Source organism: Niallia taxi, assembly GCF_032818155.1.
Lineage (GTDB): Bacteria > Bacillota > Bacilli > Bacillales > Cytobacillaceae > Niallia > Niallia taxi_A.
This window is the reverse complement of sequence record NZ_CP102590.1, coordinates 905,201-925,126: the sequence shown is the minus strand read 5'-3', so window position 1 is coordinate 925,126 and position 19,926 is coordinate 905,201. Positions and strand designations below refer to the sequence as shown.

Below are 19,926 nucleotides of genomic sequence, written 5' to 3'. Positions count from 1 at the left end.
ATGGAAATGGAGGAGCTTTACATGAACATACTCTTAGCAGAAGATGATTTGCAGCTTGGTGAGCTAGTGGAATTTATGCTGAAAAAGAAGGGCAGCTATAATATTGATTGGGTCATGGATGGAGAGGACGCATACGATTACGCGAAAGCCTCCCATTATGATATATTGATATTGGATTGGATGATGCCTCATGAGGACGGTGTGTCCGTTTGCAGACGACTGAGAAGCGGTGGTTACTCAGGAGCAATTCTTATCCTTACAGCCAAGGATGCAGTGGGTGACCGGATCATCGGATTAGATGCAGGAGCAGATGATTATCTTGTAAAGCCCTTTGAAATTGACGAGCTGCTTGCCCGTTTGCGAGCTCTTTCCCGCCGCAATTATGCACCTATCCTCGAAGAAAAGCTGTCCATTCATGAAATGCACTTAAATAGACTCAGCCAGACGATCAGTAATGGAGCGGAAGAAATCCAGCTAAGCCCTCGCGAATTTCAGATGCTGGACTTGCTTGTTCAAAACCGCGGACAAGTTTTGCCAAGGGAAGTAATCCTTGATCGCATTTGGGGTCTTGACGCTGATGTATCGATGAAAATAATCGATGCAACAATTAAGCTTCTCCGTAAAAAATTAGATTTGATCGGTCAGCAGGGGTTTCTTCAGAGCATTAGAGGGGTTGGTTACAAATTTGAAAGCTAAAATGCTGTCACTTTTCTCTATATGGAAAGACCGTAAAAATCTGGATGTCTTCAAAAGCACTCAATATCGGTTAACAGTGCTTTACAGCGGCTTGCTTATGCTGTTTTTGCTCCTTTTTATTGTTGTTGTGTATTTGTTATTATATTTTACTATTTTCAAGGAGCAAGAGCGTGAGCTGAAAGCGAGTGCAGTGCAGGAAGCAGCAAACATTGAGACATATTTGACCCAGACAAACCAAACAAGCCTTGTTGAATTTCAGTACCAGAAATCCCTTGAAAAGGATGTAGACCAATTTTTCTTTTATGTTGTTAACACATCTGGTTCTCTTGTTCTAGGGGATGAAACGATTTCTGACTCTCGCTCTGCTATACTAAGCAAGCTTGCCGGCTGGGACCCGGTTGAAAATGAGATCCGTACTGAATCAATAAAGGTAGCTAATATATCAACAGAAAGACGGTTTAAAAACAGAGACAGAGGAGAGGAATTTCATTCTTCGCAAACAAAGGAGACAGTCAGATTACTTGTTGCCGCACAGCCTATCTATCAGCATGGTGAAGAAATTGGCATTCTTTATATCGGAAAGGAAATCTCCTTTGCATACCAGCTCTTTAAGATGCTGCCTTTTATTTTGCTTGGAATAGCTATATTGTTTATGGGAGTTGCGATTTATATTAGCTACTATATGTCCAAAAAAGCAATGATTCCTATTTCAAAGACTTTTGCAAGACAAAAGGAATTCGTCGCAGATGCATCCCATGAATTGCGAACACCTTTAAGTGTTATGCTGTCCTCCATTAATGCAATGGAAATGACCGCGGAATTTAAGGAAGAAGACTATTCCCATAAGCTACTTGTTAATATGAAAAACGAAGTGAAAAGAATGGCAGGCTTAGTTGGTGATTTATTGACAATTGCGCGCTCTGACTTGGAAAACATTGAACTGGTAAATGAAACCTTTGATTACTGTCCGTTAGCAAGCAAAACAATTGATTCATTAAAGACACTAGCCGGTTCGAAACAAATCAAACTGAATTTCCATGCACCAGAAGGTTTGATTGTTCGTGGTGATCCTCAAAGATTTACACAGCTTTTGTACATTTTGGTTGAAAATGCTATTAAGTACACTCCAAACGGCGGAGAGGTGCTGCTTGCACTAAAAGCAGGTGATAAGGAGCTTATTGTGGAAGTTAGAGATACCGGCATCGGAATTGAACCGGAAGACCAGCAACGTATCTTTGACCGCTTTTATCGGACAGATAAATCACGAACAAGACAAATCGGAGGTCACGGTCTTGGATTATCCATTGCCAAATGGATTGTCGACAGCTATAAAGGAACCATTCGTGTATCAAGTGAAGTAGGAAAAGGCAGCATATTTACAATCAGAATCCCCATGCAAAAAGGGTATGAATAGAGCTTAAGGATCGGACTTTCTTTAATAAGGAGTCCCTTTTTTATTTGCCAAAAAAGAAATTCTAGTTGGTAAAGGAAATTTACTGTTGAATTAACTTGTATATACAAGTATACTACATGTATGCGCTATCATACACAGGATAAAAGGGAGATTCATATGAAAACAGAGAAAGAAAAAATGTTGGCTGGCGAAATGTTCAATCCTGCTGACCCAGATTTATCTAAGGAACGAAGGAAAGCAAGAACGATGGTTAGTATGTTTAATAAAACATTGGAAACAGAAGGTGAAAAACGGACTGCATTATTAAAAGAATTACTCGGTTCTACTGGAGAAAATGTACATATGCGTCCTAATATACGATTTGATTATGGATATAACACATATGTAGGAGAAAACTTCTTTGCCAACTATGACTCTACCATTTTAGATGTTGCTGAAGTGCGATTTGGGGACAATTGTATGCTTGGACCTGGGGTGCAAATCTATACAGTTACACATCCACTTCATCCAGATGAACGTAATTCAGGTAAGGAATATGCAAAACCGATTACGTTTGGAAACAATGTATGGATTGGGGGCAGTGCAATAATAAATCCAGGAGTAACAGTAGGAGATAATGTTGTAATCGCATCAGGTGCAGTAGTTACTAAAGATGTACCAGAAAATGTATTGGTAGGCGGGAATCCGGCAAGAATCATTAAACATATTGAAATATAGAAAACCAAAACCATTAGTATATATTCCGGGGCAACCATTTTGCTTGGAATAACTTGTAGATGCGTGTAATGAACTAACTAGGAGATGAAAAGAATGAAAACGGAAAAACACAAAATGTTAAATCAAGAATATTACATTTGTTGGGACGAAGAGTTAACAGCAGAAAGAGAAAAAGCAAAAGATTTGGTATATGAATTTAATAGTAGAAAACCATCTGAACGCATGGAAAGAAACCAAATCATTCAAAAACTGTTTCATTCTGTAGGAGAAAACGCATGGGTTGAGTCACCTTTTAATTGTGATTATGGATATAACATTACAGTTGGTGATAATTTCTATGCAAACACAAACTGTACAATTTTGGACTGCGCCAAAGTTACGATTGGAGATAATGTCTTAATTGGTCCAAATGTTAGTTTGTATACGCCGAACCATGCAATGGATGCAGCTGAGCGAAAGGCAGGATATGAGAGGTCATTGCCTATTACTATAGGGGATAATGTATGGCTTGGTGGTTCAGTTACGATTGTTCCAGGAGTGACTATCGGTGATAATACTATAATTGGTGCAGGCAGTGTTGTCACAAAGGATATTCCTGCAGGTGTTATTGCGGCAGGTGTTCCATGTAGAGTCATCAGACCAATAACAGAAAAAGATACAGTTGGGCTAGAAACTACTGAGTAGATAATGATAAAAATCTCACAGCTAAATAAATGTTCAGGGGCAATGCAAAAGCTGGCATTGTCTTTTTTTAAACTTCCGCAGCAGAATATGAAATATTACTTTGTTTTAATAAAAATTTTTATCCTTACATAAGCAAGTATAGCTGTTAACAGGAATAATGAAGACTGGTCAAACGTATTCTATTTCGAACTAACTTAGAAATTTACAGTAAACAGGGGGTAATAAATGTATGGAAATTGTCCACATAGCTTCCATTCTAGTTGCGATTATGTTTGTGTTAATAGCAGTATTTCAAGTATTACTTTCACTTGGATATCCTTACGGTGAGTATGCAATGGGGGGATTTTACAAGGTTTTACCTAAAAAGTTACGCATTGTGAGCTTCATAAATGCCATTATTCTTTTATTTATGGGCTTTGTTTTTCTACTTCATGCTGAAGTATTTAATGGTTTTCATTTTTTACCTACAAACATACTAGTATGGGTTATGACCATATTCCTTGGTTTAAATACATTAACAAACTTAATTTCTAAAAGTAAAAAAGAAAGGATCGTTATGTCACCATTATCCATTATTCTTTTTTTCTGCTGTTTATATATATCTTTTTCGTAGAAGACATTTAATAAGGGCTTCTTTTTTTTCGTTTTTCTCTAGCACTATCTAGAGGGTTGATGTATGGTTAGTTGTAAGTTAATTCCTAGTATCAAAATATCCTTCAGATATTTTTTATAAATCATAGCCAATTTACATTAAGAACATTATTACGTTGTTAATTGTATAGAAAGTTTATGGATTTGGATGATAAGGTTGACTCCCTTGCAATAAACATGATATAAGCATAGATAACGTATTATATTATGACCCAAAAGAATTAGTGGAGAGAGGTAGAATTATGGAACATCATAGTAAAATTATCGACTGTACCATCCGTGATGGAGGTTTAGTCAACAATTGGGACTTCAGTGTAGAATTTGTTCAGGACTTATATAATGGTTTAAGTGAAGCTGGCGTTGAGTATATGGAGATTGGTTATAAAAATTCTGCAAAGCTTTTAAATGTGTCTGAGCCTAACCCATGGAGATTTCTTGATGATAACTTCTTGAAAGAAATTATACCGGAGAAGAAGTTCACAAAGCTTTCTGCATTAGTCGACATTGGACGAGTAGACCCAAATGATGTCCTGCCTCGTGAGCAAAGTGTGCTGGATATGATCCGGGTAGCTTGTTATATTCGTGAAGTAGATAAAGGCTTAGAACTTGTTAAGCTGTTCCATGATTTAGGCTACGAAACATCACTTAATATTATGGCATTATCCAGTGTACCTGAGAAACAGCTTATTAAAGCATTTGATATGGTGAAAGCAAGCCCAGTGGATGTTGTTTATATTGTGGACTCCTTTGGAAGCTTAGATCCTTCTGATATTGAGCATCAAGTTAATAAATTTAAAGCAATGCTACCAAATAAAAAGCTGGGAATACATACTCACAACAATATGCAGCTGGCATTTGCCAATACATTAACTGCATATCAACACGGAGTTACATTCCTTGATTCATCTGTATATGGAATGGGCCGTGCTGCAGGAAACTGTAATACAGAGCTTTTAGTTGGCTATATCCAAAAACCAAGCTATGAGCTTAAGCCAGTTCTTGGAGTTATTGAAAAGCATATGGTAGAAATGAGACAAAAGTGGGAATGGGGCTATATTATTCCTTACATGATTTCTGGTGTGCTTAATGAGCATCCACGTGTAGCAATGGCATACCGTGACAGTGAAGACAGAGATAAATTTGTAGATTTCTATGATAAGGTAACTACACCAGAGTCTTCGCTAGCACCGGCTTCAAAATAATAGGAAAATTTAACTTGTTTAAAACCAGGGACCGGAAAGCGGCTCCTGGTTTTTTTTATGCTTGCGAAAAAAAGTAAAAATTTCTAAAAAAACTATTGTATATAGTTAGTATTTTGTATATATTGTATATAAGTTATATATACAATATTGTAAAAGAGGTTTTTGCATGCAAATAATTATTTCAAACAAATCAAAAGAACCTATATATGAACAAATTTATGCACAAATAAAGAAGCATATCCTTTCAGCTGAATTACCGGAAGGAAGTCCGCTCCCAAGCATGCGCCAATTAGCTAAGGAGTTGGACATAAGTGTAATAACAACGAAACGTGCTTATGAAGAGCTTGAGAAAAACGGGTTCATCTATTCAGTTGTTGGGAAAGGCTCATTTGTTCAAGAGCAAAATAATGAAATGATTAAAGAAAGAAAAATGAAGGTAATTGAGGAGCAATTAATAGCAGCAATCCATAACAGTAAAGAAATTGGTGTTTCACTGACAGAATTGAAGGAGCTGCTTACATTCTTATACAAGGAGGAAATTTAGTGGAGAATGTTATTGAATTACAAAACGTCAACAAATCATTTGGTGATTTTCAGCTGAAAAACCTTACAATGAATGTGAAAAAGGGATATATTACAGGGCTTATTGGCGGAAACGGTGTAGGGAAGTCAACAACAATTAAGTTAATTATGAATTTATTGCAGCCAGATAGCGGTGATATATCTATTTTCGGGTTAAATTACAAGGGAAATGAAAAAGAAATCAAACAGCGAGTTGGTTTTGTGTTCGATAGTAATGTATTTTATGAGCATCTATCACTTAAAGAGATGGTCGGAATAATAAGTCGATCTTATCATTATTGGGATGACGGTATATTTCAAGCATATGTTGAGAAGTTTGAACTACCGTTAAAGAAAAAGCTAAAAACATTCTCTAAAGGCATGATGATGAAGACTTCCATAGCAATCGCTTTATCACATCAAGCAGAGTTAATTATTATGGATGAACCGACATCAGGATTAGATCCAATCTTTCGCAGAGAGCTGTTGGAAATCCTTCATGAAATAATGGAAGATGGGCAGAAATCAATCTTTTTTTCCACGCATATTACAACAGATTTAGACCGAATCGCAGATTATATCACATTCCTTCACAATGGCGAACATATTTTCACAAAGAAATCTTATCAAATAGAAGAGGAGTATGCCCTAGTAAAGGGTGGGCTGGATTTATTAGATCCAGATACGAAGCAAGAATTTATTTCTATTAAAACGTCTCCTCATGGCTTTGAGGCATTAACTAGCAATAAAGGGAGAGTAGAAGAGGTTTTTGGGTCATTAGTTGTTATGGAAAAACCGACTTTAGAAGACATTATGTTTTATACAAAGAAAGGAACTGTGACAGATGTATAATCTAATTCGAAAAGATATAGTAATGCAGAAGAAAACATTGTGGATACTGTTACCAATTCAATTAGTGTATTTGTCTCTTAATATCGGATATGTTTGGATAGGGTTTGTATTTAGTATTGTAATCATTATGAATGCATTTTCCATGGATGAAAAGTCCTCCATTAATACACTGCTAAATTCACTGCCATACACCAGAAAAGAAATGGTAAGTTCTAAATATATTGGCGTATTAGTGTTTACATTCATTGTTATTTCCGGTCTATTTATTGGGAATTTAATTCTTAACCAGGAGCTAATGGCTTGGAAAGAAATAATGCTTATCATTAGTTTAGTGATGATTGTTGCTTCTTTTATTCTTCCTTTTTCTTATCAGTTTAAAAGTCAATATTTGCTGATAGCCTCCATTGTGTTATTTGTTATTTATATGGTAATAATTAATATGATATTTCACAATCTGAACGAAGTTATCATGAATTTTGTAGAGAAGCTGCTATCCTTGCAAACTCTGTCTTTTTATCTGATAACTTCGGGCTCCATCCTTATTTTGTTTGCTTGTTCCTGGTTATTGTCTATTCGTATCTTTAAGAATAAAGTACTCTAAGAATTATTTGCTTTGTTGGAAAAAAACATAGATAGTTGAGGTCAACAGCTCAGCCATCTATGTTTTTTATGATCGTGAGAATTACAAAACAAATAATTCCTTATGACAAACTTGAAAATTTAGTTTGAATGTCTTGTAAAAATACAGAAGCAGCAGTGGAAAAAACATGGTGCTTTTTCCAAACAATATTTAATCCTGATTCTAGTTTTGGATTAAGTGGTCTAAAGCAAAGACTGCTGTCACTGGAAGTATTCACAATCTTATCAAGGGTTATTGCATAACCAATGCCTTCTTCAACCATTATGGCAGCATTATAGGCAAGATTGTATGTTGTTACCACATTTAATTTTTCAAAATCCTCTCCAAACCAATCTGCAAATTCATTTTTTGAGTAAGATTGTTGGATGGCTTGGCGTGAACAGATTAACGGAACATTTAGTAAGTCAGAAGATTGAATCGTAGCTTTAACTGCAAGTGGACTGTCTTTTCTCATGATAACTCCCCAAACATCTTTATCAGGGATATTGATATAGTTATATTTGGACAAATCGGCGGGTTGAATTAAAATACCAAAGTCAAGTAAGCCCTTATCAAGTCGATCTGTTACATCTTCTTCATTGCCGCTGTAAAGATGATAGCGAATATTAGGGTATTTTAACTGTAAATCCTTAACTACTCTTGCAATTTGCTTCATAGCCTCTGTTTCGCCGCCACCTATGTAAACATCCCCGCTAACGGTATCTTCCATAGAGTTAAATTCTGCCTCTAATTTACTAACCATATTAACAATTTCTTCAGCTCTTTGTCTTAATATCAAACCTTCATCTGTCAAAATGATGCTGTGACTGCTGCGAATAAACAGTTTTTTTCCTAACTCTTGCTCCAAATCCTTTAATTGTCTGGATAAGGTTGGCTGAGTAACATGCAGCAAGTCAGCCGCTGCGGTTATACTTCCTTCCCTGGCAACTGCAAGAAAGTACCGTAATACTCTTAACTCCATGTATTACACCTCCTGTTAATTGTTTTAGTATATATATAACTGAAATGCTTATCAAGCATATCTTGTTATTTGATATAGGTATTTGTTATGAAGACATTCTGTCGCTAAAATGAAGAACAACAGAATAAAAGTCTATGAGAAGAAAGGAATGTTATCTAATATGTATTCTATGCAAGACAAAGTTGTTGTAATCATGGGAGCGTCAAGCGGGATAGGGGAAGCGACCACTAAAAAACTGGCAGAAGCAGGAGCTAAATTAGTGATTGCAGCTCGTCGAGAAGACCGTTTAAAGGCAATTGTTGAAGCAATACCTAATGCTGAAATTTCATATGCAGTTGCAGATGTGACGAAAGAAGAAGAAGTGCAAGCAGTGGTAGACCTTGCGGTTGAAAAACATGGCCGTGTAGACGTGCTGTTTAACAATGCTGGTATTATGCCGACAGCATCTCTTTTTGAAAAACGCTTTGCTGAATGGCGTCAACTGTTAGATGTCAATATTATGGGCGTGTTAAATGGGATTGCTGCAGTATTACCTATCATGCAAAAACAACAATCTGGACAAATTGTGACGACGGATTCTGTCGCTGGACATGTTGTTTTTCAGCAAGGTGCTGTTTATTGTGGAACTAAGTTTGCTGTTCGTGCCATCATGGAAGGCTTGCGCCAAGAGGAACGTCATAACAATATCCGCAGTACGTTAATCTCTCCAGGAACGGTAGATACGGAGCTTCACACAACAATTAATGATATAGAAAGACGAAATTGGGTGGAGAATCTTCAGCGTACAAACGGCCTGCAAGCAAGCGATGTTGCCGAAGCGGTTGCATATGCAATTAGTACTCCTGAAACTGTCGCAGTGAGTGAAGTTATTATTCGTCCAACAAAACAAGAAGATTAATAGATACTGTCAGTAAACAAAAAATCTGCTGCAAAAGGTACTAATAAAATTTGTGGCAGTTTTTTATTTTTCAAAAGAGGTGAATATTCTTGGTTAAACAAAACAGGCTACTTATATTTATATTAACGATCGGTGTGTTTGGCATTATTAATACGGAAATGGGTGTTATTGGCATACTGCCATCTCTGGCAGAACATTTTGGTGTTAGTATATCAAAAGCAGGGTTGTTAGTTAGTCTTTTTGCACTCGTGATTGCTGTTTCTGGTCCGACAATGCCGTTATTTTTTGCGGGTATGGACCGGAAGAAGGTAATGCTGCTTGTTCTAGGGATTTTCGTGTTAGGAAGCGTTGTTTCTATATTTACTACTAACTTTACAGTGGCGTTACTTGCTCGGATTGTACCAGCTTTTTTTCATCCAATCTATTGTTCATTAGCTTTTTCAGTTGCTGCTGCCTCTGTCAGCAAAGCAGAAGCACCAAAGGCTGTTTCAAAGGTGTTTATAGGTGTTTCAGCAGGCATGGTTGTCGGTGTGCCAATTGCCAGCTTCCTTGCCAATACAGCTTCGTTACAAATGGCAATGGCCTTCTTTGCTCTTATAAATATAATCGCATTCATTGCTACGATGATATATATACCTTCCATGCCTGTTAAAGAGAAGCTTTCATACGGCAGTCAATTATCTGTGTTAAAAAAACTTATTACATGGCAATCGATTGTTGCCGTTATTTTCCTTAATTCAGCAGTTTTTGGAGTGTACAGTTACTTAGCTGAATATTTGAAAAGTGTAACAGCTATGTCTTCCAATAGTATCACCATCATGTTAGTCGTATTTGGAGGAGCTAATATTATTGGCAATATTGTCGCAGGGAAGCTGCTTACAAATAATGCCGCGAAATCCGTCATGATTTTTCCCTTCGCATTGGTAGCAGTTTATATAGCCTTATTTCTGTTTGGACAGTTTTCGATTCCTGTCGCTGTTATTACGTTAGTTTGGGGAATTTTAGCTGGAATAGGTGGCAATATCAATCAATATTGGATAATGTCTTCTGCTCCTGAAGCTCCTGACTTTGCCAATGGTTTATTTATATCATCCTGTAACGTAGGAACAACAATTGGTACTGCTGCAGGGGGATTATTCATTTCTGGCATCGGAACAGAATATGTCATATTTGTTGGAATATTATCCTTAATATTAGGTTTAATATCTATTATCGTAAGAAACTACTCGAAGCAATCTCAAACAAAACCACTTGCCAGTTAACATTGAGGAGGGAGTGTACTTGTTGGTAACAAAGATAACAGTTCAATTGCCTCGTGGACTTCAAGCAAGAAATACAACGACTTTTGTCTATAAAGCGCGTTCCTTTAGCAGTGATGTTACTCTTACAAAAAGAAATGATTCTTCAAACGGAAAAGAAATTATGAAGGTTATGGACTTAAATGTGAATAATGGCGATGAAGTCACTTTATATGTTAATGGTGTTGATGAAAAGATCAGTATGGACACACTAAAGAATTTTCTGTTAAACAAGTAATAACTTATACCTTTTTCGCATTTCAAGAATTGCACAAAATAGCTTTGTTGATTTTTCTTGGGATGGGAATGAATGGCTGCAATGCAAATACGTATAGCTCAATTGGACACCCCTGAGAATGCTCTGACTTCAGCTGGATTATTTGCTTGCAGACCTCAAGGAAAGGACCAATCTGTACAATCTGATTTCCTTTCCATTGAAGAATTTTCATCTGATCCAAAAGCTGCTCACCTATAGTCAGCAGCTTATGATATTCATATCGGCAGCTTTATTTTCAGTTACCAGGTGGTAACTTTTTTTTATTTAATGGTTTGTTTTTTTGAGAGATTATTAAAAGGTTTCATGAATAATAGTTCCGGTTTTAGATATATCATAATCTCCTAAGGAATGAATTTCTGCCTGAAATTGCGCAGAGGATAATATATTCTTTACCTTATTAATGAGTGGCTCATTTTCCGGAGTTTTTAGCATTACTAAATCATAGCTTTCTGTTATTAATGGGACAAAATCAATGCCAACCATTCTTGCCGCTTTTTCAATCCCCACCCCTGTGTCTGCAATCCCGCTTGAAACAGCAGATGCGACACTATAATGGTTCGATTCTTCATGCTGGTAGCCTGTAATATCACTAGAGGATATATTATTTATTCTGAGTTGTTCATCAAGGAGAATGCGGGCTCCAGATCCTTTTTCTCTGTTAACAAGCTTTACTCCTTTATCCTTTAAATCAGACCATGTGGAAAGCTTTAAAGGATTTCCCTTCCTCACATACAAGCCTGCTCTCCTTGATAAGAGATTGAGTAATATATAAGGCTGTCCAACTAAAATTTTTTGTAAATAGGGAACATTATACTCTCCTGTATCGCCATCATACATATGTAAACTAACAATATCATTTTTGCCATGATACATAGCTATAAGGCTATTTAAACTCCCTGTATAAGAGCGTAATGCTTGATAGGTAGAATCTTTCTCCATATATTTACCGAGTATGTCAAGGACCATATCCTGTCCACTAATAACAATTGTATTAGGGTTCTTTATTTCGTTTCTGGGAGACTCAAGATCAGTTGCTTTTACAGGGATCATTTGGTTTGATTTTTGATTTTTTATGTAAGCATATAAATCATCTGCGTCGATTCTCATTTGTCTGCCAACACGGAATACAGGAATTTCTCCTTTTTTAACAATGTCATACAAAGTTAATTTCGATACCTTTAATAGTTGAGATACTTCTTCAATTGTATAGGAAAACTCTTTTGACATATGCATCCCTCCACCTTGTATTTTAACGTAATAGCTTAAGAAAAGGAGGATTTATTAAAAATTCACACAATTGCCACCTTTTTACAGATTTCGACCTTTTATATTGATTATAATTAGTTATAATTAGTTATAACCAATTATAAAAAGGAGAAAGAATATGAAAAAACTATGGCTTTCTTTATTTTCAATGTTTATGGTATTAATCCTCATTACTGGTTGCGCTACTAATGAGCAATCGGGAGCAACAGAAGAACAAGATAAGCAAAAATCAACGCAGGAGAATGTTGAACTAACAATCTCAGCTGCTGCTAGTTTACAAGATGCTTTGACTGATATCCAAAAGAGCTTTGAGAAGGAACATGAAAATATTAAACTTAGCTTTAACTTTGGAGGATCTGGGGCACTGCAACAACAGATTTCGCAAGGAGCGCCTGCAGATATCTTCTTTTCTGCAGCAGAGGATAAATTTCAAAAGCTAGTGGACGATGGCATTATTGATGAAAAGGATGGTACAGATCTTGTAGGTAATGAGCTTGTGCTTGTAACACCTAAAGGCGCAGATACAGGAATAAATACGTTTGAGGATTTAACTAAAGCCGATAAGATAGCCCTTGGTACTCCAGAATCTGTTCCTGCAGGACAATATGGTAAGGATTCATTAGAAAGTCTTGGTCTGTGGAGTGAGGTTGAAGGGAAAGTCGTATTTGCAAAAGACGTAAGGCAAACACTTACATATGTTGAAACGAATAATGTGGATGCAGGTATTGTATATAAAACAGATGCATTAACTTCTGATAAAGTTGAAATAGCTGCTGCTGCAGAGGAAAAGACACATGATGCGATTATTTATCCAGTAGGGGTTATTAAAAATAGCTCTCATTATAAAGCGGCTGAACTATTTTACGAGTATATAAAGAGTGATGCCGCTATGAAAGTTTTAGAAGAATATGGATTCAAGGGTTTAAATTAATTCTAAATGGCAACTAATTTTTGGACACCCGTTCAATTATCGATTGAAATTGCAGCTGTTTCCACGATAATAGTAATTATTTTAGGTGTGTTTTTAGGAAGACTAATGGCAGTCAGGAAGTTCAAAGGCAAAATTATAATTGATACGATTTTCCTTTTACCGTTAGTTTTGCCACCCACCGTTGTAGGTTTTTTGTTAATTATCATTTTCGGACGAAATAGTCCAGTAGGTCAATTTATTGAGTGGTTTTTCAAGCAGCCAATAATGTTTACCTGGTGGGCTGCGTTAATTGCTTCTACTATCGTTGCGTTTCCACTAATGTATCAATCTGCCAGAACAGGGTTTGAAGCAGTTGATGAAGATATTGAGAATGCTGCTCGCGTAGATGGAGCAAGTGAATACCATTTATTTATGTTTATATCTATTCCGCTTGCCATTAAAACAATTGTTTCTGGAGCGATTTTAAGCTTTGCAAGAGCATTAGGAGAGTTCGGGGCAACGTTAATGTTTGCAGGGAATATACCTGGGAAAACACAAACCATTCCGACTGCCATTTATGTTGCAATTGATTCGGGGAACATGGAAATGGCTTGGTTATGGGTATCAAGTATAATAGCTATCTCTTTCCTGATGTTAATATTTGTGCATTTTATTAGGACTTAAAAGCTCAAAACCTCCAATTTTCTTGGAGGTTTTTTTTGTATGTCCATATGCGTTTGACCTAAAGCAGGCTTGCATCTTCCCGCATAAAATAACAATTAGAAGGGGGGATTATTTTGCATCCTAGTATCATAACAGGGCTTAATGGAACACTTTATCAAAACTTTCCTAATCCAGCATATGGAGCGTGGAACCAACAACTGCTGGGAAGTGCGCCATATCATTATAATATTGGCGGCTATCAATTTATGATTTCACCAAGACCTCCAGGAGAACAAATATACTTTCCATATGTTGGGCCGAGTGTACCAGCAACATTTAGAAAATGATCATCCAGCTGCTAATCGCTGCTGGCTTTTTTCCTTAAGTGCAAATTAGCCAGTTTTCATTTATAAATAGGTCATTTTTTGTTTTATAAGTAAATAGATATTTAATATCGCACAAATTTGTTAATCTAATTCACTAGGCAAACATATGAAAACATGGTAGCGTTTTCTTTTATTTTGTTGGATAATTTACATAGAGAATATACAAATCAGATTTTTTAAAAAGTGGGGGAGGAACTAAATGAAAAAGACGCTATATCTAATGAGACACGGACAAACATTATTTAATCAAAGACGGAAGATCCAAGGCTGGTGTGACTCACCGCTCACACCATTAGGTATAAATCAGGCAAAGGCTGCTGCAGAATACTTTAAAGAGAGCAATATTGTATTCGACCATGCCTATTGTTCCACTGCTGAAAGAGCCTGTGACACACTTGAGCTTATAACTAGTATGCCGTATACAAGATTAAAAGGATTGAAGGAATTCAGCTTTGGTACCTTTGAAGGAGAAAGTGAGGATCTAAATCCACCCTTGCCCTACAATGATTTTTTTGTGAAGTATGGCGGAGAGGATCAGAAGGAAGTTCAACAAAGAATGGTTACGACCTGTCAAAAAATAATGGACGAAGATAATGCGATTGTTCTAGCTGTGTCACATAGTGGAGCTTGCCGAAATTTCATGAGATATTGGGAATATACCAGCAATATAAACCAACAAGTAAAAATCGGAAATTGCTGCATTCTAAAATTTGAATATGAAAATAATCAATTCACCCTTGTTGAAATAATAAACCCTAATGTAAGTGATATTAAAGAGGAATTTCCTGTTGTTTCTTAAAATAAAATGAAATGGAGACACCCTGATTCATGATAGGGTGTCTTTTTGAAAGCTTTAATTATGAGCATTCTCTAATGTATTATCTATCCTTCGATCAGCCTTAACTCTCCATAGGATAAAGAAGGAAAGCAGGACTAGTAGCAGACAAACTATGTTTACAAACCGATAGCCTATCAATGTGGCAAAAAGACCGCCACCAAGATTGCCTACTAATCTTCCGATAGTAGAGCCGTTTGAGTAGATAGTTGCCGACATTCCAGGTGAATTAGGAAGCAAGTCGGTGAAATAACTAAGCCCATTTCCCATAACTATTGCAACGAAAACAGCTTGAAGTAACTGTGCTGCTATAAGCACCCAAGAAGCTGTGGAGGCTGTTAGAATAATAAAATAAAGACCGGCAATAAAACAGCTGATCATCATTAAAGAATGATTGGTTATTTTTCTGCTTAAGGAACCAAGTGCAATCATTATTGGAATTTCTAAGCCTGCACAAACACTGACGACAATTCCCACAATAGCATGGCTGCCATGCAGTTCATTAACAATAAAAAGTGGTGTGTTTATTGCATTAATAGCATTAACAGCAAAGAGAAGAATAAAGGCGAAAAAGGGGTATCTTATTTGCCTGTTATTAATAATAGAAACTGAAGTTTGTGATTTATTCTTCTTTTTATTAGGAATTGTGGTAGTTTGATTACGGAGAAAAAAGACTACGAGTGCTGCAATAATCAGGAAAATGGCGGAAGTACCAACAAACAGTCCATTATAGCCAGCTATTCCTAAAATCAAAGTACCTCCCAACGGCCCAATAAGGAAACCAAGTGAAACAAGGGAGCGTAATGTAGACAGTGCAAATGTTTTATCATCACTTTTACTAGCATTAGCCGATTCCTGTGCGAATGCGAAGATTTGAGGCATAGCAGCAGCCCCTAAGCCGTTAAATAGTGTAACTACAATTAGCAGAATAAAATAGTGGTGAAATAGTAAGTAGGATACGTATCCAATAGCAGAAGAGAGCATTGCTATTACTATGATTAATTTTCTGTTAATCCCGTTGTCTGACCGCTTGGCGATAAAGGAATTAATGAATACCCCACTAAGTGAGCTAACAGCCATGAATATCCCAAATGATCCTGCGCTCATTCCCAATTCCTCGGTTGAATACAAGGATAAGTAGGGCATTGTTATAGAGATACCTGTGCCGACGAGAAGCATACAAACAATGAAAAGGCTATAGCCTTTAATTGTGAACAAATTCTTTATGCGTATTAGCAATCCTTTTCGCCACCTTCAATTAATCCGTTAAAATATAATTTTCAAAAGCGTAAGCTACCCCATTTTCATCGTTTGATAGTGTTACTACGTCACTATGTTTTTTTACTTCATCCTCCGCATTCCCCATTGCAATAGACAAACCAGCTGCATGAAACATTGGAATATCATTAATTTCATCCCCAATAGCTACTGTATCCTCGATCGGAATATTAAAAAAACGGGCCATTGCCTTTAATCCATTCCCTTTATGTCCATTAACGTGTGTAACTTCAAGATTAAATGGAGAAGAGGAGGTAACATAAGTGTCTTCAATTGTTTCTAAAAGTGCTTTAACCCGGTTTTTTTGGATTGGGTCAAGACCTAAAATTAGAAACTTTATGACAGAAGATTCAATATTTAGTAATTCTTCTGGTTGATTAAAGAATGGCTGGCCATACACATGTGGAGGTGTCGTAAACATTTTATAATCTTTGTGGTCGTAATAGTCACTTGGGACAAGTCCGGATGCTACCACCTTTTCAAAGCGGTCTAGCCAATCTTTATGTGCAAATGTACTAATATTTGTACATATTTTATATGGCATTACTTCTTTTTCTAGTTCTAACACAATCTTTTGGCATTGAAGCAGAGGTAGTGAAGTTAACTCTATTAATTGCCCATTAGCGTATATTTCTGTTCCGTTGTTTCCGCCGACATGTAAATCCAAATCATATTTTGCGAGCTCTGCAATCACCGGCGTTGCCGATCTGCCTGTTAATGCCATCACAATATGCCCTTGTTCTTGAGCTTTAAGGATTGCTTGAATTGTCTCTGTGGTAATTACCTTTTTGGAATTTAAAGTAGTACCGTCCAAGTCTAGTGCTATAAGCTTCATAGATTTTCTCCCCTTACTTGTTTTGTGTATTAGTTTCATACTTTTTAATAATGAGTTTATAATTGGATATTTCCGTTAAGCAGCCCGTTTTATGGATTATTAGAAATCAGCATCAAAAAAGAAAGCGTTATCAAGTAAAGGTTTAATAATGGTCTTACATTTAAATGGGAACAATTTTATTATTCTTTTTTTACGCATTATAGTCAATACAGGTTAATGAACAATTCACGTCGATCTGTCCATTAATAAACAAATCGGTCGAAACTAACAATAAACGAAAAAACCCCAAATTTATATGTAACGCGAAAGAGGATGGACAAAACAAAATAGCCTATCTAAACAAGAATCATTAAATATTTCTTAACTATGCGGTGGTTTATTATTGTTTAATTCAATAATTGAAAATTTTAGTGGAATGGAGCGGAGCCCACTCGACTACTAAGGCATATAGAGGAGGCTCATCTTCCTCCCCGCGGAAAGCGCGAGGACGAGCGCATAATGAAACGCACTGATGTTAAAGCCGGTCCATTGTTTCAAACGTTAAAAAAACTGAACTATTAATCGATAAACGATAGAATAGTTCAGTTTTAACATTGTTTAAATCCTTATGTCACAAGCACTTCGTATTTACAAATTTCTTTCTAATAAAATCCCCACTTGTAACGCCATTTCTTCCGGGGAGATTGGCATGTCTTTTACAACCCACCATTCCACTAATCCAACATAAGACGTAACAATAAATTGAAGAAGTACCTCTTCTTGCAATTCGGTATTTTTTTCTTTAGTGATATCAACCTCATCCTTGAATTCTTCTATTAAAAACTCATGAAATTGGCTTCGGAAATAAGGAGCACCTTTGCTTTTGAGCATAGTTGAAATGAAAAGGTAATTCCTTTCAAGGTATTTAAACCAAGGTAAATTTGCTTCACTGTATTCTGACTCTGAAGTAGCCTCACATAATTCTCGCATATTATTAATATGCTCTGCTATAAGCTTTTCCAGTAAATCATATTTATCTAAGTAGTGAAGATAAATCGTACCTCTGCTCACATTTGCCTTATCAGAAATATCTTGAATGGTAATGTCATCAAACTTCTTCTCAGACATAAGCTCAATAAGGGCATTTTTGATTGCTTCCTGCGATTTTAAAATTCTTCTATCTATTTTAGCCACTATTATCACCACTCTAAGTAATAAAAATCTACATACAAGTATATACGACTGTTTATTATTGTAACAAGGTATATTTTGTACGAAGGTTAGAGGTACTACATTAAAGTGCGAATAATTGCATTATTACTATGTCTTTCCATCGATTATAAATATTACAGATTACCGCTCATATGCCCAATACATAGGCGCATTTTCGGCTAAAGTACCGCTTACCTCTCCGCCTTCTTTTCTCCAGTATTCAAGTCCACCAATTAGTTCTTTTACTTTAAAACCTAATTTGGAAAGCTTGGCACATGCTCTAGTTGCACCATTACATGCTGGACCCCAGCAATAGACAACAAAAACTTGGTCCTTAGATAATTTTTCAACCGTTTTTTCTGATATTGTATTTCCTGGAAACGATATTGCTTGTGGGATATGACATTCTTGATAGGCTAGCACATCCCTAACATCAATAACTGTAATGCCTTTATACCCCTTTTTCAGGTCGATAAGTAAATCAGCAACATCTGCTTCAAAGGATAATTTCTTCATAAAGTGATTATAAGCGGCCTCTGTTTCACTAGGCTGGATATTTAAAGTTAACGAGTATTTTGGTTCTATTTTCAAGTTGATTCCTCCCTTATTGTTCTCTACTCCATTATAGGGTGGAAAAAGTTTAACAACGCAGATAGTTCTTGATATATACTATCAATAATATCGATAGTTGGAGGAGGAAAAAGAGGTGGAACTGTTGTATTTCAAAACATTCGTTCAAGTTGTGAAGAGCGGGAATTATACCAAAGCTGCATATGTTTTGGATTATGCACAATCCAGTATCACAACCCATATTCAAAAGCTTGAGACTATGTATGGAGGAAAGCGACTGTTAGAAAGACACGGACGAGCGATGAAACTAACTCCTTCAGGCGAGCTTCTATATGGTTATGCTGAGAAAATGCTGGCATTATATGAAGAATCACAGCAAATATTAAACAATCAAGAAGTCAAAACAATAAGAATTGGTACGATTGAATCGTTAGCAATTTACGAATTACCTCATGTTTTAGCAGAGTTTAAGAAAAAATATCCAGAAGTAATGGTACAAATCATTCCTGATACAGAAGCAGTGATAATAGACAAAATTAATAATAAAGAACTAGATTTTGGGTTAATTATTGATAAACCATTTATTTCTGAAAGAATCCAAAGTATATCTATTAAAAAACAAAAGATGAAAGTAATTGTGCCACCTGACCATACATACACAAAAAAAACATTTTTTACGCTTGCTGATTTTAAGGATGAAACCATCATTTTGACAGAAGAAGGGTGTACATACAGAGCTTATTTATTGAACCAATTAGAAAGAAATTATATTGATTTCACTTTATCTATGGAGTTAAGCAGTATAGAGACAATAAAGAAAGCTGTGCACAATAAATGGGGCATTGGCTTTTTGCCTGAATTCAGTATAGAGGGGCATGATCAAGTAGCTGGAATTCCTTTTCAGGATGAAGGGTTCCATTTCTATAGTCAATTACTCTATCGCAAAAGCAGCTCGCAAGGACCAGTATTTCAATATTTAATAAATATTTTTTCACGTAAAGCAAATCAATCAGTATAGACAGAGTATTATATAAGCTTTATAAGCAGTATCATTAGAGTAATGACACTTAAAGTTAAGGGAATTCCTAATTTTTGAGAGCTCACCTTGGCGTATATTTCCCAAGATTTCTTTATCTCAAGT

Annotated in this window: 24 protein-coding genes; 17 read left to right on the top strand and 7 right to left on the bottom strand. The window is 36.1% G+C overall.

The window, feature by feature from the left end:
* Positions 1-21: 21 nt before the first annotated feature.
* From NQZ71_RS23720 to NQZ71_RS23680, 9 genes are all read left to right on the top strand, one after another.
* Complete coding sequence (locus NQZ71_RS23720) at positions 22-696, top strand: response regulator transcription factor (RefSeq protein ID WP_144457956.1); 675 nt, start codon at positions 22-24, stop codon at positions 694-696.
* Complete coding sequence (locus tag NQZ71_RS23715) at positions 686-2,110, top strand: sensor histidine kinase (protein WP_275008591.1); 1,425 nt, start codon at positions 686-688, stop codon at positions 2,108-2,110. Before NQZ71_RS23720 ends, NQZ71_RS23715 begins: the two co-directional genes overlap by 11 nt.
* Before the next feature lie 156 nt (positions 2,111-2,266).
* The gene (locus NQZ71_RS23710) at positions 2,267-2,827 is read left to right on the top strand and encodes a sugar O-acetyltransferase (protein WP_275008590.1); all 561 of its coding nucleotides are present in this window, start codon (positions 2,267-2,269) and stop codon (positions 2,825-2,827) included.
* Between the two features lie 93 nt (positions 2,828-2,920).
* Positions 2,921-3,511, top strand: a complete 591-nt coding sequence (locus NQZ71_RS23705; protein ID WP_144457952.1) for a sugar O-acetyltransferase — start codon at positions 2,921-2,923, stop codon at positions 3,509-3,511.
* 229 nt (positions 3,512-3,740) lie between these two features.
* Entirely contained in the window at positions 3,741-4,124 is a 384-nt protein-coding gene (locus NQZ71_RS23700; RefSeq protein WP_260055049.1) for a hypothetical protein, read from the top strand.
* 280 nt (positions 4,125-4,404) lie between these two features.
* Complete coding sequence (locus NQZ71_RS23695) at positions 4,405-5,364, top strand: aldolase catalytic domain-containing protein (RefSeq protein WP_144457948.1); 960 nt, start codon at positions 4,405-4,407, stop codon at positions 5,362-5,364.
* A gap of 166 nt (positions 5,365-5,530) precedes the next feature.
* Entirely contained in the window at positions 5,531-5,908 is a 378-nt protein-coding gene (locus NQZ71_RS23690; RefSeq protein WP_144457946.1) for a GntR family transcriptional regulator, read from the top strand.
* Positions 5,908-6,777, top strand: coding sequence for an ABC transporter ATP-binding protein (locus NQZ71_RS23685; protein WP_275008589.1), 870 nt, complete (start codon positions 5,908-5,910; stop codon positions 6,775-6,777). Before NQZ71_RS23690 ends, NQZ71_RS23685 begins: the two co-directional genes overlap by 1 nt.
* Positions 6,770-7,378, top strand: coding sequence for an ABC-2 transporter permease (locus NQZ71_RS23680; RefSeq protein ID WP_275008588.1), 609 nt, complete (start codon positions 6,770-6,772; stop codon positions 7,376-7,378). Before NQZ71_RS23685 ends, NQZ71_RS23680 begins: the two co-directional genes overlap by 8 nt.
* 100 nt (positions 7,379-7,478) lie before the next feature.
* Here NQZ71_RS23680 and NQZ71_RS23675 read toward each other — a convergent pair whose 3' ends face one another.
* Positions 7,479-8,378, bottom strand: a complete 900-nt coding sequence (locus tag NQZ71_RS23675) for a LysR family transcriptional regulator (protein WP_144457940.1) — start codon at positions 8,376-8,378, stop codon at positions 7,479-7,481.
* Between the two features lie 160 nt (positions 8,379-8,538).
* On the opposite strand from NQZ71_RS23675, the gene NQZ71_RS23670 reads away from it, so the two are divergent.
* The 3 genes from NQZ71_RS23670 (at position 8,539) to NQZ71_RS23660 (ending at position 10,812) form a co-directional block, all read left to right on the top strand.
* Positions 8,539-9,276 (top strand): SDR family oxidoreductase, encoded by a 738-nt coding sequence (locus NQZ71_RS23670; protein ID WP_275008739.1) that lies wholly within the window; start codon positions 8,539-8,541, stop codon positions 9,274-9,276.
* An 89-nt stretch (positions 9,277-9,365) separates the two neighbouring features.
* On the top strand, positions 9,366-10,538 hold the full coding sequence (locus NQZ71_RS23665) for an MFS transporter (RefSeq protein ID WP_275008587.1): 1,173 nt from the start codon (positions 9,366-9,368) through the stop codon (positions 10,536-10,538).
* 13 nt (positions 10,539-10,551) lie between these two features.
* A complete protein-coding gene (locus NQZ71_RS23660; protein ID WP_317011868.1) occupies positions 10,552-10,812 on the top strand; it encodes an HPr family phosphocarrier protein in 261 nt (86 codons plus the stop codon).
* Positions 10,813-10,834: 22 nt separating this feature from the next.
* Here the strand turns inward: NQZ71_RS23660 and NQZ71_RS23655 are convergent, their stop codons facing one another.
* A complete protein-coding gene (locus NQZ71_RS23655) occupies positions 10,835-11,032 on the bottom strand; it encodes a hypothetical protein (RefSeq protein ID WP_317011866.1) in 198 nt (65 codons plus the stop codon).
* Positions 11,033-11,142: 110 nt separating this feature from the next.
* On the bottom strand, positions 11,143-12,078 hold the full coding sequence (locus tag NQZ71_RS23650) for a substrate-binding domain-containing protein (protein WP_317011865.1): 936 nt from the start codon (positions 12,076-12,078) through the stop codon (positions 11,143-11,145).
* A gap of 157 nt (positions 12,079-12,235) precedes the next feature.
* Between NQZ71_RS23650 and modA the strand changes: the two genes are divergently transcribed.
* The 4 genes from modA to NQZ71_RS23630 all read left to right on the top strand — a co-directional run bounded on the left by modA (position 12,236) and on the right by NQZ71_RS23630 (position 14,875).
* On the top strand, positions 12,236-13,048 hold the full coding sequence (gene modA / locus NQZ71_RS23645; RefSeq protein ID WP_275008583.1) for a molybdate ABC transporter substrate-binding protein: 813 nt from the start codon (positions 12,236-12,238) through the stop codon (positions 13,046-13,048).
* 6 nt (positions 13,049-13,054) lie between these two features.
* Positions 13,055-13,711: a molybdate ABC transporter permease subunit gene (modB, locus tag NQZ71_RS23640; protein WP_144457931.1), complete on the top strand. Its 657-nt coding sequence runs from the start codon at positions 13,055-13,057 to the stop codon at positions 13,709-13,711.
* 113 nt (positions 13,712-13,824) lie between these two features.
* On the top strand, positions 13,825-14,037 hold the full coding sequence (locus NQZ71_RS23635) for a hypothetical protein (protein ID WP_144457929.1): 213 nt from the start codon (positions 13,825-13,827) through the stop codon (positions 14,035-14,037).
* A 238-nt stretch (positions 14,038-14,275) separates the two neighbouring features.
* Positions 14,276-14,875: a histidine phosphatase family protein gene (locus NQZ71_RS23630; protein WP_275008582.1), complete on the top strand. Its 600-nt coding sequence runs from the start codon at positions 14,276-14,278 to the stop codon at positions 14,873-14,875.
* A gap of 54 nt (positions 14,876-14,929) precedes the next feature.
* Here NQZ71_RS23630 and NQZ71_RS23625 read toward each other — a convergent pair whose 3' ends face one another.
* The 4 genes from NQZ71_RS23625 to NQZ71_RS23610 all read right to left on the bottom strand — a co-directional run bounded on the left by NQZ71_RS23625 (position 14,930) and on the right by NQZ71_RS23610 (position 18,806).
* Positions 14,930-16,150, bottom strand: a complete 1,221-nt coding sequence (locus tag NQZ71_RS23625; protein WP_317011864.1) for a sugar efflux transporter — start codon at positions 16,148-16,150, stop codon at positions 14,930-14,932.
* A 19-nt stretch (positions 16,151-16,169) separates the two neighbouring features.
* Positions 16,170-17,024, bottom strand: a complete 855-nt coding sequence (locus tag NQZ71_RS23620) for a Cof-type HAD-IIB family hydrolase (RefSeq protein ID WP_186304166.1) — start codon at positions 17,022-17,024, stop codon at positions 16,170-16,172.
* A gap of 627 nt (positions 17,025-17,651) precedes the next feature.
* The gene (locus NQZ71_RS23615) at positions 17,652-18,197 is read right to left on the bottom strand and encodes a TetR/AcrR family transcriptional regulator (RefSeq protein ID WP_275008579.1); all 546 of its coding nucleotides are present in this window, start codon (positions 18,195-18,197) and stop codon (positions 17,652-17,654) included.
* 159 nt (positions 18,198-18,356) lie between these two features.
* Positions 18,357-18,806 carry a rhodanese-like domain-containing protein gene (locus NQZ71_RS23610; RefSeq protein ID WP_317011863.1) on the bottom strand — a complete coding sequence of 150 codons (450 nt, stop codon included), beginning with the start codon at positions 18,804-18,806 and terminating at the stop codon, positions 18,357-18,359.
* A 115-nt stretch (positions 18,807-18,921) separates the two neighbouring features.
* Between NQZ71_RS23610 and NQZ71_RS23605 the strand changes: the two genes are divergently transcribed.
* Complete coding sequence (locus NQZ71_RS23605) at positions 18,922-19,803, top strand: LysR family transcriptional regulator (RefSeq protein WP_186304165.1); 882 nt, start codon at positions 18,922-18,924, stop codon at positions 19,801-19,803.
* Positions 19,804-19,926: the final 123 nt, after the last annotated feature.